Source organism: Oceanimonas marisflavi, from assembly GCF_003049725.1.
In the GTDB taxonomy this organism is placed as follows: domain Bacteria; phylum Pseudomonadota; class Gammaproteobacteria; order Enterobacterales; family Aeromonadaceae; genus Oceanimonas; species Oceanimonas marisflavi.
Genome location: NZ_QAGM01000016.1, coordinates 64,393 through 83,613, shown reverse-complemented (window position 1 = coordinate 83,613; position 19,221 = coordinate 64,393). Strand labels below are relative to the sequence as shown.

Annotated in this window: 7 protein-coding genes and 1 rRNA gene; 1 reads left to right on the top strand and 7 read right to left on the bottom strand. The window is 59.3% G+C overall.

Annotated elements, in window-relative coordinates:
* The 7 genes from DA373_RS11205 to DA373_RS11175 form a co-directional block, all read right to left on the bottom strand.
* Positions 1 to 227: ribosomal RNA gene (locus tag DA373_RS11205) — 16S ribosomal RNA — on the bottom strand; the annotation flags it as partial.
* Positions 228 to 591: 364 nt separating this feature from the next.
* Positions 592 to 1,908: a hemolysin family protein gene (locus tag DA373_RS11200; RefSeq protein WP_107852398.1), complete on the bottom strand. Its 1,317-nt coding sequence runs from the start codon at positions 1,906 to 1,908 to the stop codon at positions 592 to 594.
* A gap of 106 nt (positions 1,909 to 2,014) precedes the next feature.
* Entirely contained in the window at positions 2,015 to 4,144 is a 2,130-nt protein-coding gene (locus tag DA373_RS11195; RefSeq protein WP_157953705.1) for an HlyD family efflux transporter periplasmic adaptor subunit, read from the bottom strand.
* An 8-nt stretch (positions 4,145 to 4,152) separates the two neighbouring features.
* The gene (locus DA373_RS11190; RefSeq protein ID WP_107852396.1) at positions 4,153 to 5,520 is read right to left on the bottom strand and encodes an efflux RND transporter periplasmic adaptor subunit; all 1,368 of its coding nucleotides are present in this window, start codon (positions 5,518 to 5,520) and stop codon (positions 4,153 to 4,155) included.
* The gene (locus DA373_RS11185; protein ID WP_107852395.1) at positions 5,517 to 14,336 is read right to left on the bottom strand and encodes an Ig-like domain-containing protein; all 8,820 of its coding nucleotides are present in this window, start codon (positions 14,334 to 14,336) and stop codon (positions 5,517 to 5,519) included. Before DA373_RS11185 ends, DA373_RS11190 begins: the two co-directional genes overlap by 4 nt.
* Before the next feature lie 39 nt (positions 14,337 to 14,375).
* On the bottom strand, positions 14,376 to 15,143 hold the full coding sequence (locus tag DA373_RS11180; RefSeq protein ID WP_107852394.1) for an efflux RND transporter periplasmic adaptor subunit: 768 nt from the start codon (positions 15,141 to 15,143) through the stop codon (positions 14,376 to 14,378).
* Positions 15,140 to 16,615, bottom strand: coding sequence for a TolC family protein (locus DA373_RS11175; protein ID WP_198650301.1), 1,476 nt, complete (start codon positions 16,613 to 16,615; stop codon positions 15,140 to 15,142). The genes DA373_RS11180 and DA373_RS11175 overlap by 4 nt, the downstream gene beginning before the upstream one ends.
* Before the next feature lie 409 nt (positions 16,616 to 17,024).
* Here DA373_RS11175 and katG point away from each other — a divergent pair, with 409 nt between their 5' ends.
* Positions 17,025 to 19,214 (top strand): catalase/peroxidase HPI, encoded by a 2,190-nt coding sequence (katG, locus tag DA373_RS11170; protein WP_107852392.1) that lies wholly within the window; start codon positions 17,025 to 17,027, stop codon positions 19,212 to 19,214.
* Positions 19,215 to 19,221 lie beyond the last annotated feature (7 nt).

The window sequence follows — 19,221 nt, the reverse complement described above, 5'->3', positions numbered from 1 at the left end:
AATCGCGCAAGGCCCGAAGGTCCCCTGCTTTCCCCCGTAGGGCGTATGCGGTATTAGCCGTCGTTTCCAACGGTTATCCCCCTCGACCGGGCAGATCCCCAAGCATTACTCACCCGTCCGCCGCTCGCCGGCAAAAGTAGCAAGCTACTCTCCCGCTGCCGCTCGACTTGCATGTGTTAGGCCTGCCGCCAGCGTTCAATCTGAGCCATGATCAAACTCTTCAATTAAAGATTTGATGCTCAATGAATATCTGAATTGCTGCTATTTCTAGTGCACTTCACAAATCATTGAAAAACAATATTTTTTGTTTCCCAATCGACTGCGAGTGCCCACACAGTTTGCTTGATAAATTGTTAAAGAGCGTTGACCGCTTTCGCTGGTCAGGGCTGCGTATTCTACGCAATCCTTTTTGTTCGTCAAGCGTTGATTTGAACTTTATGTCGTTCGCTTTCAACCCTTGTGACCGTCGGCGTGTTCCGCCGTGTCAGTGGATGCGCATTATAGGGAGCCGCGATTTTTGCGCAAGGGCTTTTTTGGGAAAAGTTTCACTTTTGGCGCCAAAAGCTCAAACATTAAACAAAGCGGTGTTTTTTACTGCTTTTTGTTGTCTTCAACGGCCTCGGAGTGGCCCAGACGGGTCACCAGCAGCTGATCGATCTTGTAGCTGTCGATATCCACCACCTCGAATTTATAGCCGGCATGCAGCACAAAATCGGTACGTTTGGGAATCTTGCGCAGCATATACATCATAAAGCCGGCGATGGTTTCGTAATTTTCATCGTCGGGGAAGCTGTCGATATCGAGCACCCGCATCACGTCTTCCAGCGGGGTCAGCCCTTCCACCAGCCAGGAGTTGGCATCCCGGGACACGATCTGCTCTTCCTGGGACTGCACCAGCTCCCCCATGACAATGCTCATCACGTCCTTGAGGGTGATAATGCCCACCACCAGGGCGTATTCGTTCATGATGATGGCGAAATCCTCGCCCGCGGTCTTGAAGTGCTCCAGCACTTCATACATGGACAGGGTATCGGGAATAATCAGCGGATTGCGCAGTATGCCTTCCTTTTGCAGGGAGATGGGCTGCTGGTGCAGCACCTGCATCAGAATATCCCGGGAGTCCACATAACCCACCACCCGATCCAGGCTGTCTTCACACACCAGAAACTTGGCATGGGGATGCTCGGCAATTTTGGCCTTGATGTCTTCCTGGGCTTCATGCAGGTTGAAGTAGATCAGGCTCTCCCGGGTGGTCATGGCCGAGGTCACGGTACGGGATTCCATTTCAAAGACATTTTCAATCAGATGATGTTCCTGCTCCTGCAGCACGCCGGCCTGGGCACCGGCGTCCATCATGGCGATGATGTCTTCCGGCGTGATCTCGTCCTGACGCATGGTGGGCACGCGAAACAGCCGGAACAGCAGGTTGGCCAGGCCGTTAAACAGCCACACCAGGGGACGAAACAGAATGATCAGCATCCCCATCGGCCGCACTACCGCCACCGCAATTTTCTCGGGGGCAATCATCGCCAGCCGCTTGGGCATCAGATCCGCAAACAGAATGAACAGGGAGGTGACAATAAAGAAGGACAGAAAGAATGCCATCTGATCGAGCCAGGGGCCCTGCAACCACCAGTCCAGCAGGCCGCGGGTAAACGGCGTAAAGGCCGACTCACCGATAATACCGCCCAGAATGGCCACGGCGTTCAGCCCTATCTGCACTATGGTGAAAAAATTGCCCGGCTGCTCCTGCAGCAGCAACACCTTTTCGGCGTTGACATCACCGTCGCTGGCCATCAGCCGCAGTTTCATCTTGCGCGCCGCCGCCAGGGCGATTTCGGAAACGGAAAAGAAGGAGCTGATCGCCACCAGCAGGCAGATAATCAGCACTTGCTCAAAAGTTGTCATGGTTATGTATTACCGTAAGGAAGCCGTGCTCCGCAAAGATGACGCCGGGCGGAAGATGAAGAAACGCAGGAAATTTAACCCATTAGCGTGTCTTTTGCCATCCGTCTCAGAATCCGGCTTCTCGCCGAATAAAGGCCATCAGCGAACGCCAGTAGGGCCAGCCCCAGGCTCTGGGCAGGCCCTGAACCACCAGCCGCCCTCGCAATTCGGGCAACACAGCCCCGGCCTGCTGCAGTGCCGCCTGACCCGCCTTGTCGGGTTTCAGCGTAACCCGATACAGTGCCAGTTCCGGAATAAGCAGCTCACCCTGTTCACGCACCAGCAGTTCACCTCCGCGTCCGGACGCCAGCATGCCTTCTTTCAGCACCCGGGTCGCATCCCGGTCAATACGGCTGACGCTGAGGCCAATGCCGGAAAAGCGTTCCGAATCGGCAAAAAAGCGGGCCTTGTCTCCCACTCGAATACGATCCAGTTCATATTCCGGCAGATAGGCATGCACACGCCAGGCATGCTGGCTGACAATACTGCCCAGGCGGGTGTTTTTCCCCACCCACTGGCCCGCCTCCAAATCCGGATGGTGCCAGAGCAAAATGCCCTCATGGGGCGCCCTTAACCGATATTGTTCCTGCTGCTCCCGCACTCCTCGTAATTCGGCCTGCACCTGCTCCCGGGCGGCCCGTATGACTGCTTGCTGCTGATGAAGCTCATCCCGCAGACTGCTGGCATTGGAACGCCACGCCAGACCGCGCAACCGGGCCTCGGCAGCTTCAAGACGCAAAGCCAGTTCGGCAGACTCAAAGCGGGCGATAGTCTGGCCCGCCTGCAAGGCATCGCCGTTTTCGGCCAGCAGTTCGCTCAGCATGCCGTCACCCGGAGCCACCAGCGAAAATGTTTCCGCCGGCTGCAGCAACGCCTGGGTTCTTACCCGGCTGTCCCAAGGCAGCGCCACCAGCATCACCAGCGCCAGTAACAGCCCGGTAGTTACAAAAATGCGTTTACACGCCATGATGTCACTCCTGCGACGGTTCCAGCCCTGTATTTCCCGCCAGACCGGACGAATAATAAACCAGCCAATTTCCACCACCGCCAGCAAGGGCCCCAGCGGCTTGGGAAACGTCAGGTACACCAGCACGGCAATACCGGTAAACACCACCAGCCGGTATAACCACACCAGCCAGGCGAATATCAGCAAAAAACGCCGGCGGCCGGGAGAAAAGGTCTCCGGCGGCGGATCTCCCAGAGCAAACAAGCCTTCACGCAGCTGCCAGCGCGCCAGGGCAAAGGCCCGGCCGTGCAGGTTGGGCAGCTCCAGCGCGTCCATCAGCAAAAAATAGCCATCAAAACGCAGAAAGGGCGAGGCATTGATCGCCAGGGTTGAGATCCAGGTAGTGGTGGCCAGCAAAAACGCGCCGTTACGCAACACACCGTCTGGCAGCAGGGCCCAGGCCAGCGTGGCCCAGGCGGCAATGGTCAGCTCGGTAAGCATGCCCGCCGCTCCCACCAGCAACCGTTGCCGTCGAACAGGTAAACGCCAGGCGTCATTGACGTCGGTATAGGCCATGGGAAACATCACCAGAAAGGCAATGCCCATGGTCGGCACCCGGCAGCCAAAATGCCGGGCGGTGTAGGCGTGCCCCAGCTCGTGCAGAAACTTCACACACACCAGCGTCAGACCGTAGGCCAGCAATCCCTTCAGACTGAACAGATCCACCAGGGTGGCGGTAAAGCTGTCCCACTGCCGCGACACTTCCACCAATCCCAGCAACAGCACCAGCAGGGTGCACAGGGCAAAGGCCCGGCTGCCAAGCCAGCGTACCGCATCCAGGCTGTGATGCAGCCAGGAATCCGGACGCCACAGGGGTACTCTGAAAAAAAGATAATGGTGCAGCAGCCAGGTCATCCAGCCGGTTCTGTGTCGCTCTGCCGCCTCGGCCAGCGCCCGGCTCTGACCGGCGGAAGTACATTTGACCAGCTCATGCTCACGCAGAAAACGGGCGATGTCGGCCACCGTATCGGCCGTTATCTGCAGCGTGGTCTCCTCGCACAAGGCATGGGCTATCAGATCGTCATCGGCCAGCTGCCAGCGGCACAGCACCTCAAAGGTAAGCCAGTCGATGCGAAAATAAAGGTTACGCACCGGATCGAACAGGGACCAGGTGGGTGAACCGTCCCGAGCCGCCGGCCCCGCATGCAGTTCCAGCTCCTCCCTCAGTTCAGGCCAGACCGGCGAAGCCATACCGGCGCTCACCATCCAATCCAGCCCCGCAGGGCGGCCCAGGGCCGGCGCAACACCCAGTAAATCAGCGGCACCCGCTCTCCCTGCAGCTTGGCGGTGCCCTTGAGACCGACCCTGGGTTGCTGCCCGCCCTGATCATCAGGCAACAGGCTGGCCCTGACCCGGTAGGCATAATGCCCCTCAGGCCGCAGTTCGGCCTCGTGAGCCACATAGTCCAGCCGGGCCTGCAGCGGATTGACCGGATCTGCATCCAGATAAAGGGTCACCGGTGCCTGCCCGGAAAAGGCGATCATGTCGGCAGACGACAGCCAGGCCTCTATCTGGGTGCGGGTTTCATCGGCCACCACCAGCACCCGCTCACCGGTGACCACCGGCTTTCCGGTCCATTCGCTGACATCGTCAAGCAGTACAATGCCATCCTGCGGCGAACGCACCTCGCTGCGGCGGTTAAGCTCGCGCAAATAGTTTACCTCGGCGGCCTTTTCCTCGATCTGGCTTTGCAGTATTGCCAGCTCCCCCTTGCTGTCGGCATCAAACAAGGCCCGCTGGGCATTGCGCCGGTATTCGGCCCGGGAAGTGAGCAGGGTGCGCTCTGCCACTTCCAGCCGGCTGGCCAGGGCGACCCGATCAAACTCAAACAGGGGCTGGCCGGCACTCACCTGCTGGTTGGGCACCACCTGCATTCGGCTCACCACCCCATCCATGGGGGCCCGTATTACCGCCGGCTCCAGCGGGATCAGATCGGCGGGTGCCAGCACCGTCAGCGACACCGGCATGAACGATGCTGCCGCCAGCCCCAGTCCAAGCACAGGCCAGGTCCACTTTCGCCGGAACAATCGCTTTTTCAGCCCCAAATGCCATTTGGCGGGCCGGGCCGCAACATAGGCGGCCGTCCAGATGGCGGCCCATTCCTCCAGCAGAGCCAGTTCGGCGGCGCTGAAGGGCGTATCCCGTGCCAGCAACAGTTGCCCGCCATCGAAATGTTCCGTTTTGCCCAGGGATACTACAGCCAGAAAGGGCGGCAGCCACGCCTCCCAGTCAGCCCCCACCGCCGTGGCTGGCAGACTGCGCAAGTCGGTATTAAAAGCCGCGGCGGCGGCACCACTACCACTCTTGCACCAATGCTCGAGCCACTGCACATAGGCTGACTGGGGATCGAGATGACTGACCCCCGAGAGCGCCTCCACCCCATTGTCATGGCTCCAGAACGCCCCCTGACGATACGGCACCAGGCTGATGGTTTCATTCACCAGTAAAAACCGCAGCTCTGCCGCCCCGCCAGCCTGGCGGGCACGCCGCCCCAGATGCAGCAGGGTGGCCAGCAGCGATTCCGGTGCCGTTGTCAGACTGGCATTGGTATCAGCCATTGCGGTCATGCATCACTCTCATTGTTCCGGGCCGCTTCCCGCGCCAATGTGATCAGGCTGTGTTGCTCCGCCTGGTGAGAAAAACGTGATTGTGCCCTGAGCTGCTCCTGCAGGGAGGGCTTGCCAGCGGCTTTCACCTGCAGTTCTCCCTGCGCACGGATCTGAATGGTAACCATGGTTTCCACCTGGCGACCGGCTTCATCCCGGGCAATCACCCGAATGCTCAGTACGCCATCAAACCCTTGCGGCGCAATGCCACGAAACTCGCCCTTTTCCGGATCAAAGATCAGCCAGGGCGGCAGTGGCTCGCCATCAGCCAGCACCGCACTCAGGGTGATATCTGCCCCCGGATCCGTATGGCCAAAGGTATCGGTGGGTATCATAAAGCTGATATGAACCGGGCCACTGGCCGAGCTGAAGCTTTGTTCGGGAATATCACGCTGCACCAGCAGAGTAGCCGATGCCTGCATGGTGGCCGTTTCCGGCGTAAATACCGGCTCAACCATTTCTGGCGCCGGGGCCGGCGGCACTGGCCGCGACAACGTCGCAGCCATGCTGTTGTCGGGAATAGGTACCGAGCCCCTGGTAATGGGTGCCGCCGGCTGCGGGCTGTCATCCTCGGGCCTTTCACCAGTATGCTCTCCCCGGTTGTTTTGGGTACTGGCATCAATGGCGGCGGTAATATCCCCCTTGCCGTCATCGCGAATAATGGCGAAACCGGCATTCTCGGTCGTCATGCCGGCATTAACGATCAGCTGCAGCTGCTCTTTGCCTTCATAGCGGCTGTCCTGCTCGGCAGTGATATCCACCGCCACCAGCACCACCTCATCGCCGGCCACAATGGTCGCTCCAGCATATTGCTGCCAGCTGACACCACCATCTGTGGAATAGAAAATATCAGCCGATTCCAGACCTGTGGCCGCCGCATTGCCATCAGTGGCGACTCCTGCAACATCCAGGGTCAGCCGCTGGCCGGGATTGGCACTCACCTCAAATATGGCCCTCGGCGAGTTCTCGTTAAAACTGCCGCCGCTGATACTGACAGGCCTGTCGTCGCCGCCAGTGGCGGAGCCGTTGACACTGCCATCCTCATTGAAGATAACGCCGGTGCCATCGTCCTTCAGGATCGCCTCACCCAGGCTGGTGCTGCCTCCCTCTGGCGTGGCCGCCAGCCGGAAGGTTTCATTGTTATCGGAGACGGCATCATCCAAAATGGAGGTCCGTACCAGCAGGGTACCACTCGCCGGCAAGGTGACGGCTCCGGTATAGGCACTCCAGCTTTCACCATTGTCGGTCGATACCTGAAGCAGCCCCTCGTAATCCTGCCCCCCGGTAGCCGAACCATCAATAAGCTCCAGTGCCACTGCCTCACCGGCCACCCCGGTTACGGTAAACACCGCATGGGGCGAAGCCTCGTTAACCACCGGACTGGATACGGTCACCGGGTCGGCCACCGGAGTGATGGTCACCGTCACCGCGGTCATCGCCGTGTCCAGGGTGCCGTCGGTGGCCACATAGCTGATGGTGGCCTCGCCATGGAAGTTGGCCGCCGGAGTAAACACCAGCTGGCCGTCCACGATCTCCACACTGCCCTGCTCCGCCGGCACCGTCGCCGACTTGATGCTCAGCGCCGGGCCATCCACATCGCTGTCGTTGGCCAGCACATCGATGGTCACCGGGATGTCCTCCGGCGTGGTGGCACTGTCCACCACCGCCACCGGCGCATCGTTCACCGGGGTCACATTGACCGTCAGGGTGTAGGCATTGTCACTGTAGGCGGTGCCGTCACCGACCTTGAAGTCGAGGCTGGTGTAGGGACTGCCATTGGCATCGGCCACCGGCACAAAGCGCAGGTTACCCGCATCCAGATCGGCCTTGCTGATCGCCTGGTTCAGAGTCACCGCCACCCAGGCGCTGCCGTTGTAGTACTCCAGGCTGCCGGCACTGGGCAGGCTGGTGATCTGCACCGCTGCCAGGCTGTTACCGTCCACATCGCTGAAGCTGCCGAAATCCTCGGCGCCCAGCACCACGGTCGTGTCTTCGTTGGTGGTCACGCTATCATCGGTGCTGACCGGCGCATCGTTCACCGCGGTCACGTTATGACTCAACACCACGGTAGTGGCAGACAGGGCCGTAGTGCCGCCGTTGCTGCTGGCATCCACCGTCGCGCCGTTGGTTACCGTGGTGCTGCTGTCAATCAGGCGCGTGGTCAGGCCGGGCGCCTCGCCGTTGAACTCCGCTGCCGGCACAAAGCGCAGCAGTGCGTTAGCCTGCAGGGTCAGCGCACTGGTCTCGCCGCTAATGGCTGACAGGGTGACCCAGTCGCTGCCATTGTTGATGCTGTACTGCCAGTCGCCCTTGGTGCTGTCGGGCGCATACCCGGTGATGGCAATCCCCGCCAGGGTGTTCGCCGCACTGCCGCCGGTCACCTGATCGGTGCCGTCATCGAAATTACTGCCAAACAGGCTGCTTACGCTGGCTCCGGCTAGCTCGGTGGTGTCTTCCGCCACACTGGGCAGCGTCGCGCTGCCGGAGGCAATCGGGGCATCGTTCACCGGGCTCACGGTTACGCTGATGGTATCGGTAGCCGAACTGAAGGCGCTTTCGCCGGCAGGATTGACCGTAAAGTTGCGGGTTCCGCTGGCGGTGGTCAGGGTCAGGGTCCAGCTGCCAATGGTGCCGGAGTCTCCTCCTGCATCATCGTTTACATAAAGCCGCCATTCACCGTTGGGATCGGTGCCATTAAAATCTGCCAACAGGCTGCCAAAGGAGCCAGTGACTCCTGTAAAATCATCAGAGCCGAACCAATCGTCACTATTGGAAGGCTTGTAACTGCCAGAGCCTGGTATGGTAGAACTGTCCAAACCACTTGGAGCCGCATCATCAAAGGTCAGATCGAGGTTAACCGCTCCTGGCCTAATCCCACCCACATCGGACATTACCAGTACCTGTTGCCCTTGCGGTCCGACCAGCAAAATATCCAAGTCATTCAAATAGGTGTGGGTCAGTGAGCCAATTGTCAGATTAACATCGGTCAAAGTGCCCCTCATGCCACTGACGGTCTGTACAGACGGGAAAGGCTGCACAGTACCGGAGTCAGGGATCACAAAAGCAGACGGTTCGGTATCCACCTTGGTACCGGCAGAACCTTCGGTTTGATCCCAGGCTTTGATGGTCAGACCGGCATTTACGGTGCCGTTCCAGTCACCATTGGGCTTGAAATACAGGCGAGTATTACCGTCATTGGCCAATAACAAACCACTGCCTGTACCGACACTACCTACCTGCTGCCAGTTAACACCATCATCAATGGTGTAATACCAGGTACCCTTGCTCTGATCGGCGCCGACAATGGCGATGCCGTTTTGGGCTCCCGGATCTGCGTCACTGATGCCGCCGGTAAAGTCACCAATAAGCGAGCCCACGGCACCACTCGGGGCTCCGGCGTCTTCCGCCACGGTGAGCGACAACTCGGTGTCGGTCAGCACCGGAGGAGTGTTGGGTGCATTCGGATCAACCACAGCCACATTCACGGTGGCGGTTTCGGTCACGCCGCCGCTGGTTATGGTGTAGGTGTAGCTGTCGGTGCCGGTAAAGCCCGCATTCGGGGTGTATTTCACCGTACCGGCATTGGCATCAACAATGGTGACTGTGCCATTGGCACCCTGGGTCACTCCGGTGATCACCGGGGTACTCTCAAAGTCATCGTTGGTCAGCAGATTGTCGGTGGTGCTGTCATTCTGATCCACAGTCACACTGTCATCAGCAATATCTGCCACCGGAGTCACGACCACATTCACGGTAGCTGTTTCGGTCACGCCGCCACTGGTTACTGTGTAGGTGTAACTGTCGCTACCATTGAAATCGGCATTCGGGGTGTATTTCACCGTACCGGTGCTGGCATCCAAAATGGTGACGGTACCGTTGGCACCCTGGGTCACGGCGGTGATCTCAGGGGTGCCCTCAAAACTGTCGTTGCTCAGCAGGTTGTCGGTGGTCGAACCGTCTTCGGCCACGGTCACGCTGTCAGCAGTAATGTCCGCCACCGCAGTCACGGTAATGGGAATGGTAATGACATCGGTCAGGCTGTTGCCGTCTTCGGCCCGTACGCTCAGAGTGTCGCTGCCGTTGAAGTCTGCATTGGCCTGATAGGTCAGGGTGGCCAGGGCGGCGTTGATTTGGGCCTGAGTACCGGACAGGGTCAGGGTACTGGAGTCGTTGGCACCGGCACTGATGCCGGCACCACCACTCAGATCCACATTCAGTTTACCGTTGTTCACCGCCAGCTCGGTGCTGGTCAGGTTGCCGTCACCATCGCTGATGCTCAGGGTTTCGCTGCCGGTAAAGCTCAGCACGCCATCTTCGGCTACGCTGACTCCCTTGATACGAGGAAAAGTGATCTTGTTGATCAGGTAGTCATCATTCTCGCCCGGTGCGCTGAACACAATGCGATCAAACTTGCTGCCATCAGTGGCTGCAATGGTTACTGTGTCATAGCCGTCAGTACCATTGGTAAACTGGGTCGGCCCCTGCACCTCAACACCATTCAGATAGAGGGTGTACTGGGCGGTTTCACTGCCGGCCAGCCAGGAAAAGGTTACATCGATTGCCGGAACCCGGTTATCGAAGTCCACAATCAGTTGTTCCGACAGGCCTGTGCTTGAGTCATACCCCATTTCCACATCGGCACCGTTGGAGACGGTATCCCCGCCCGAAATACCGTAACCGGTAGGTGAGCCATCGGTCTCGTCCCTGACTTCCAGATAATCCTGAGACGCCGCTGTCAGAGCACCACCGCTGATGGTCTGGGCGGTAACGGTAAAGCCCTTATCGGTACTGGTTACAATGGAATAGTCGTTGTCGATGCTTTCGGTGGTAAAGCTGATGGTCGGCCCTACCGGAGCACTGTCGTTATCACTAATGGTGGCGGTACCGGTTACGCCATCGTCATTGGTCACAGTGCCGGAAATGGTGCCGGTGGTCAGGGTAAAGCTTTCGGCCGACTCAGCATCGCTGTCGTCGGTGGTGGCCAGGCGCAGCCGCAGCTCGCTCTCACCGGCGGCAATGATCACCGGGCCGGTGACCGTACTCCAGTTGCTGCCACCATCGGTGGACACTTCCAGGGTACTGGCGGCGGCGGTATCGGTGCCGATGGTGGCAGTGCCGTTACTCAGCGTTGGGGTAAAGCTGATCTCGCCAGTGCTGGTCTTGTCGAGGCTGACGGTAAACTCGGCGTAGCCGCCCTCGGTGACCGTGGGGCTGGAAATGCTGATGGTAGGCCTGTCGTCGTCTTTACTACCACCTTGAAAAACGTCCCCCTCGCCTTCGTCATTGATGGTACCAATACCAGTGATTTGCTTTCCATCCGTCGTGGTGGCCACCAGGGTAAAGGACTCGTTGCCTTCATGTACATCATCCGATTTTACCACCACCCGCACCAGCAGCTGGCCGCCGGTGGTAATCGCGTCGGCACTGTTGTACTCCTGCCAGCTTGCGCCATTATCCTTAGAAAACTCAAAGGTATTTTCAATATCAGTGCCCAGGGTTGCCTTGGCATCCCCCGCCGGCAGACCGTTAGTATCGCTAAGAGCCAGATTAATTCTGGCCCCGTCCCCGCCTGATACGGTAAACACCGCATAGTCTGAAGCTTCATTCACGAACACATTGTTCACCGCCAGCGCATCACGGTTACCCTGCACGGTAATGGTGAGCACAGCGGTGTCGCCGTCACTAACGGTGTAGTTAAAGCTCTCACTCAGGGTTTCTCCAGGAGCCAGTCTATCGACAGCGACATTGCTGTTGTCAACCTTATAGCTCCAGCTGCCATCGGAATGGATCGTCAGCGAGCCATAACTACCCACCAAGGTCACTTCCGCTCCCGGGGTAACACTGGTTCCATTTACCTCAGTCACGCTCAGGGTCGAATTATCCACATCGCTGTCGTTGCTCAGCACATTGCCGCTGGGGTCATAGCCGGGCACGGAGTTGTTGTTGCCGCCGGCCTCAATGGCGGTGGCGCTGTCATTTACCGCTACCGGGGCATCGTTGGCACCATTAATGGTGATGGTGAGGGTGGCAGAGTCCTTCAGATTGCGGCCATCAAAGGTCTGACCATTTTCGATGGTGTAAATAAAGGTCTCGGTCAGGGTCTCGCCGCTGCTCAGGGCCTGAACCGTGGCATTGGCATTATCCACCACATAGCTGTAGCTGCCATCGTCACTCAGGGTCAGGGTGCCGAACTGGCCGGTAATGGCGGTACCCGTACCCACGGCAGTCCCGCCCGCATCACTGGCCGAGCGAGCGGAAGTGACGGTATTGCTGCTTACCGGTGTGCTGTCGTTGCCAAGCACATTACCGCTGGCGTTGCTGCCTGCCGTGCCATTGGCCACACCACCGGCCTCGGTGGCGCTGGCGGTATCGGCCACGGCGTTGGGATCATTGGTGCCGGAGCCATACACGGTAATATTCAGGGTGGCGGAGCTAGTCGCGCCACTGGCATCCCGCAGGGTGTACTCAAAGGATTCAACCGCTGACTGGCCCTCACTCAGGGCGGCGTTATCGGCAAAAGGGGTATAGATATAGCCGCCATCGGCATTCAGCACCAGGGTGCCATACTGGCCGGTGAGAGTACCTGCGGTTGTACTGGTGACCGCGCTGGCTGAACTGAAAGTCAGAGCTTCGCCGGTAATGGCAACGGCGGTACTCAATTCAATACCGGTTACATTGCCACTGGTATCATAGGTCACACTGTTCACCGTGGTGCCGTCCGGTACACTAGTTCCCGATACGGCCATCCCGGCTGCAATGGTACCGCTGATGGCAGAAAGACTCAGTGTGGTTGACTCGGTCACTGTGGTAGAGCTGATAGTGCCATCAAAAAATGTTTTACCATTATTAATGCTGAAGCGTGATACGTCCTGCAGGGCCGAACTGTCGGAGAAGGTAAATCCAATGTTCTGCCCGGTACCGGTTTTGCCCGTAACAGTGACAGGGTCACCATTGCTTGACAACAGCTGGGTACGGCTGCCATTCGACTCGATTTTGTAAACCGTGCCTCCTGTACTGATGGAGTTCGAATTCTGGGTATCCATGACGGTATTGAACGTAACGCTACCACTGGTGCTCCCCGTTGCCGTTCCGTCACTGTCGACCCCGGTGATCATCAGGCTGTCCCCATCGGCATCGCTGTCATTATCCAACACATTGCCCACTGCCTGTGAGCCCAGCGGATCTGTCCCGTCATAGGCAGTATTGTCGGTACGCAATGACTCCTTGGCCACGTTGTAGTCGTCGCTGGCTACCGGCGCATCATTGGCGCCGTTAATGGTAACGGTCAGGGTGGTGGTGGCGGCCAGGCCTTCTACGTCATTAATGGTGTAGGTAAAGGTCTCGGTCAGGCTGTCGCTGCTGCTCAAGGCCTGCACCCCGGCATTGGTGTTATCCACCGTATAGCTGTAGCTGCCGTCGGCGCCCATTACCAGGGTACCGTACCGGCCGGTAACCATGGTGCCGCCGCTGTTGGAAGTCGAGCCGGCGGTTACCGTCTGGTTGGCAGCCGTGGTGCCTACTGCCGCAAGGGTAATGGTGTCACCACTGTCGATATCGCTGTCGTTCTCCAGCACATTGCCGGTGGCCGGGCCGCCTTCAACAGCAATACCGGTATCAACCCCGGCCACCGGAGCGGAATTGGTCCCCACCAGCTCATTCAGTGCCGAGTCCACCCGATCGGAAGAAGAGCCAATGTTCAGTATGGTGCCGTCCGCAGCGCCATTGGCCAGGTTGGTAAAGTAGGCCTGATCCACCACCAGAATAAAGGCGCGGTTATCGGTTACATCCCGGTCATCATCGTGGTTGCCATCGGCCTGGGCCGTGGGCAGCGAGTCAAAATTGGCATCGGTCCAGAAGTAAAAGGCCTTTACATCCCCCTGGATTTTAATGGGCCGGCTGACCCAGCCGTAATACTCTTTACCGCCAATTTCTACCGCCGTGGCCGACACGTCATTGCCACTGAACAGCCGCCTGTCGAAGTTGTCGTCATCGATGGTCACGGCAGCCGAGCCAGACTGATAGATAAAGTCGTGACTGTTCGACTCCTTGCCCGCCGGGGTGGTAGCGGTATTCACCTCGTAGGCGTTTACAAATTCATAGGTGGCAAATTCCACCTCAAGGCGTTCACCGTCCACTTCCAGCACGCCCCGGCCATCAGCACCGCCTTCCGGCACCGGCGCACCAGCCACTGCCGCTGTAAAACGCTCACCCTCGTCGCCGGCGGTGTCGGCCGCACCGTTCAGGGCCGCATCAATGGCATGGCCCAGCTCTTCGGTGAGCACCCGAACCAGATCACCACTACCGGCCACTTGCTCCACCCAGTCGCGGTTAAGGTAAATCTCGGGCTTGCCCTCGGTGTTTTCCGCCGCAAAGGCTCCCAGGGCGCCCTGTATGGTGGCGTTGTCGAGCAGGCGCACATCAATGCTGAAGTTGTCGCTCAGCATTTGCTGGCGCAAGGATGACACCGACTGCAACCAGCCCAGGTCAATCTCGTCACGGCCACCGTTAAACAAGGCAAACAGCTCGGCATCACTGGCCCTGGCAAAATAATCCTTCACCTGCTGACGGGCCGCCTCGGCGGCGGGCTGCACCCGCTCGTGGGCCACCGCCAGGGCAAATATCGGCTCAACCCGTGCGTCAACAACGTCCACGGAGCTGTGGTCAGCTACCACTTCCACCGTGGTGTCTGCCGCAGCGCCATCAAACATCAGTCGTTGCTCCAGCTGCATCAGCCGAGGAGCGATGGTGGTCGGTTTGCGGTTATCCCTGTTAGACATACTTCACTCCTTGAAGATGGTTGCCATTGGCGGCGATTGTTATTCGTTGTGGGCGCTTATATCGGGGGGTAACAGCAACAGGCGACCACTCATGCCCGGTAACAGTTCATCAAACTGGCCATCGATCACCGCCACCGCCTTGATCGACTGACTCAGCGGATCCACCTTGCCGGCGGTATGAGCCAGCCGGGCCGGATAGCGCCGGCCGGTGTCTTCAATGGCCACCTCAAATTCATGACCGGGCGTCAGCCAGGCCAGCCAGCGGGACGGCGCAATAAACTCCAGCTCCAGCGCGCTGTCGTCGATGATCTCCAGCAGCGGCTCACCGGCCTGCACAAACTCCTGGCCGCGCACATGCACTTCTCCCACAAAGCCTGCATAGGGTGCCGGCACCCGGCAACGTGCCATGGTGGCATCGAGATAGGCCAGGTCAGCCCGGGCCTTGTCGATCTCGATTTTGCTGTTGTTAAGCTCCACGCTGCCAATGGCGTTCAGCTCGGCCATGCGCTTGTTGCCGGTGTAGTTGTTGCGGGCCCCGGCAAGCTGGGCGCGGGCCTTCTGACGCTGGGCCTGCTGCAGGGTGCAGTCGAACTCAAGCAGGATCTGCCCCTGCTCCACCCGCTGGCCTTCCCGTACCAGCACCTGTTCTGCCTTGCCGGTCATGCCCGCCGCCAGAGTGGCATAGCGTACCGGGCTGAGCTGGGCACGCAGCTCGCTCTGCGCCAGAGACAGCTCGGATTGCGCCAGCACCGGCGCCATAAGAGCCCCCGACAACAAGGGACCCATCAGAGCCGTTGCCAATTTCATGAAGACTCCCGTTCACTGGCCGGCAGGGGGGCCTCGGCTTGCAGGGTCTCGGGGCTGATGCCCCGCTCCAGCCAGCTACGCACCCGGGTGCGCAGCTCGTCCAGCTCAATCTCATCCACGCTGTCAAAACGGGGCTCCATGCCCAGACTGGCCTGCAGCCGGCCTACCGACTCCTGCACCCTGGCCATGGCCTGATAGCGGCGCAGCTCACTGAGAATGGTGGTCACGCTGGCCGAAATGCGGGTCTGCTCGCCCACCATATTGCTCTGGAACTTGCCGCGCACAATCTGTTCCAGCTGGTTGTCCACGTCATAGATTTGATCCGCCCGGCGATACTGGCGCAGGGCGTCTTCATACTGGTAACGGGCCAGGTGCACCTGGGTCAGCACCGACATCTGCAGCGCCATGCGCCGGGCCTCGGCCAGGGTTTCGTTACGCTCCGCCGCCTCCATGCGTGACGGTGCCGACAGCAGGTTGAACAGGTTCACCCCCACCCGAACCCCGGCGGTTTGCCACTGATCCTTGACCAGATAGCGGTCGTCATCAAAGTTGAGGCTGTAGTCAAAGCTGATGCCCGGCAGCAGGCGCAGCAGCGCCTTGCGGGTATCCTGCGCAATGATCCGCACATTGTAGAACTGCTCACGCAAATCCGCGTTGTGCAGCAGGGCGCGTTCTTCCAGCAGGGTCACGTCGGCATCCAGCGGCCGGGTGTCGGCCTCGGGCTGCTCCAGCCGGAACCGGGTGCCCGGCAGCAGGCCTATCAGGTTGGTGAGTTCAATACGGGCACTGGCCAGCTCCCGCTCCACGCTTTCCAGCAGGCGCAGGTTCTCCAGCAGGTTACGCTGATAGCGCAAAGACTCATCGGGCATGCTGACCCGCTCACTGGCCAGCCGGGTGGCGTTTTGCAGCGCCTGCTCGGCTTCCTCTATGGTGCCTCTGACCCTCTGCCCCAGCTGTTCGGCGGCCAGGGTGCGCCAGTAGGCGGTGCGCACATTCTGGATCAGGGTGTGCATGGCCTTGCGCCGGCGCTCGTTGGCGATCAGCAGCTTGTCGGCATTTTGTTTGGCGGTGTAGTAGCTGGCGCCAAAATCGAGCAGGTTCCAGGACAGGGTGAGATCCGCGGTGCTATGGGCCTTTTCGGAGGACACATCGATCGAGCTGAGGTTGGAGTCGAGGTTTTCGGGATCGTCATAGGGCGCCGAATAACGGCCGGCGAAGTCATCCCGCCAGGAATACCCGGCGTTGGCCAGCAGTTTGGGCAGCATGTCGAACTTGCCGGCCTCCAGCTCACCCGCCGCCAGCGACTGCTCCAGCAGCCGCACTCTCTGCTCCAGATTGTATTTCAGCGCCCGGGCAATGGCCTCGTCCAGGGTGATCACCTCGCCATGGGGCACCATATTGGCAAAGGCCGCCGCCCGATCGGCCTGATTGATGCGGCTGATATCGGAATGGCTGAAATTCTGCGGCGCCACGGAGCAACCGGCCAGGGCAGTCGCCACGAGAAAAGAAAGAAATGTCGGACGGAGTAAAGTCATTGGCGTCCTCTGCCGTTGTTGTTTATTAAAAGAGTGGATGCCATCAATAAATAGCGAACAGATACAACCCCATACTCAATCAAATTGCATGGCATCCATGCCAATTCAGAAATATTCGGTGGTTTATGGTGTGTCAGGGGAAAATTAAGAACCAAATGATAAGCTAACAGCCATACATCTCCAAGTGAAGCTTTTTGCTCATCGCTAACCCCGGCACTTCTTTCTCTACCCTGCCCGCTTTGTGCAATGGTCTACCCTTCGATAGCTATACTCCGGTTAGCTTCATCATCAGGTAAACAGGCATTTTTAATTCCATTTTTGCGCTTTAACGCAAGAGGCATTCAAAATGAAAAAGCACACCTCCACACCTTCCGGCAAGTGCCCGGTCATGCACGGCGCTCACACAGATACCAGCGACAACAACACCCGCTGGTGGCCCAAAACACTGAATCTGGACATCCTTCACCAGCACGACACCAAGACCAACCCGCTGGGCGAGGACTTCAATTATGCCGAGGCCTTTAACACGCTGGATCTGGAGGCGGTCAAAAATGACCTTAAAGCCCTGATGACCGACAGCCAGGACTGGTGGCCCGCCGACTGGGGGCACTACGGCGGCCTGATGATCCGCATGGCCTGGCACAGCGCCGGCAGCTACCGCATTGCCGACGGCCGCGGTGGCGGCGGCACCGGCAACCAGCGTTTTGCCCCGCTTAACAGCTGGCCAGACAACGGCAATCTGGACAAGGCCCGGCGTCTGCTGTGGCCGATCAAGAAAAAATACGGCAATGCCCTGTCCTGGGCCGACCTGATCATACTGGCCGGCAATATGGCCTATGAATCCATGGGCCTTAAAACCTTTGGCTTTGCCGGCGGGCGGGCCGATATCTGGCATCCGGAAAAGGACATTTACTGGGGAGCGGAAAAAGAGTGGCTGGCGCCCAGCAATAACCCGAACAGCCGCTACTCCGGCGAGCGGGAGCTGGAAAACCCGCTGGCGGCGGTCATGATGGGCCTGATTTACGTCAATCCGGAAGGGGTCGACGGCAAACCCGATCCCCTGAAAACCGCTCACGACGTGCGGGTAACCTTTGCCCGCATGGCCATGAACGACGAGGAAACGGCCGCCCTTACCGCCGGTGGCCATACCGTGGGCAAGGCCCATGGTAACGGAAGTGCCGCCAATCTGGGGCCGGAGCCCGAGGGTGCCGGACTGGAAGAGCAGGGCCTGGGCTGGAACAACCATCAGGGCCGGGGAATTGGCCGGGATACCGTCACCAGCGGCATTGAAGGCGCCTGGACTACCCACCCCACCCGGTGGGACAGCGGCTATTTCGATATGCTGCTCGATCACGAGTGGGAGCTGACCAAAAGTCCTGCCGGCGCCTGGCAGTGGCGGCCGGTGAATATAAAGGAAGAAGACAAACCGGTGGATGTGGAAGACCCGTCCCGCCGCTGTATGCCCATGATGACCGACGCCGACATGGCGATGAAAATGGATCCGGACTACCGCAAATACATGGAGCGCTTTCGGCAGGACCCGGCCTATTTTGCCGACACCTTCGCCCGCGCCTGGTTCAAGCTTACCCACCGGGATCTGGGGCCAAAAAGCCGTTATCTGGGACCGGATGTGCCGGACGAAGATCTGCTCTGGCAGGATCCCGTTCCCTCGGTGAGCTATTGCATGACCGATGAGGAAATTGCCGGGCTCAAGGCGAAAATCCTGGCCACCGGCCTGACTGTATCCGAGCTGGTGGCCACCGCCTGGGACAGCGCCCGCACCTTCAGAGGTTCCGACTACCGGGGGGGCGCCAACGGTGGCCGCATTCGCCTTGCTCCGCAAAAGGACTGGGAAGGCAACGAGCCGGCCCGGCTGCAAAAGGTGCTGGCGGCCCTGAAGCAGCTGCAGTCGACCCTCGACAAACCGGTAAGCATGGCCGATCTGATTGTGCTGGGTGGCTGTGCCGCAGTGGAAAAAGCTGCCCACGACGCCGGCGTGCAAATAACAGTGCCTTTTGCCCCCGGCCGGGGCGATGCCACCGATGACATGACCGACGCCGAGTCCTTTGCGCCACTGGAGCCGCGGCACGACGGCTACCGCAACTGGCTGAAACAGGATTATGCGGTCACTCCGGAGGAGCTGATGCTGGATCGAACCCAGCTGATGGGGCTGACGGCACCGGAAATGACAGCGCTGGTGGGCGGCATGCGGGTACTGGATACCAACCACGGCGGCAGCAAGCACGGCGTATTCACCAACCGTGCAGGCGTGCTCAGCACCGATTTTTTCGTCAACCTGACCGACATGGGCTACCGCTGGCAGCCGGCGGGCGACAACCTTTACGAGATCGTCGAGCGCCACTCCGGCAAGGTAAAATGGACCGCCACCCGGGTGGATCTGGTATTTGGTTCAAACTCGGTGCTGCGCAGCTATGCCGAGGTCTATGCTCAGGACGATAATAAAGAGAAGTTTGTCCGTGACTTTGTCAGCGCCTGGACCAAAGTCATGAATGCCGACCGCTTTGATCTGGCATGACACGGAT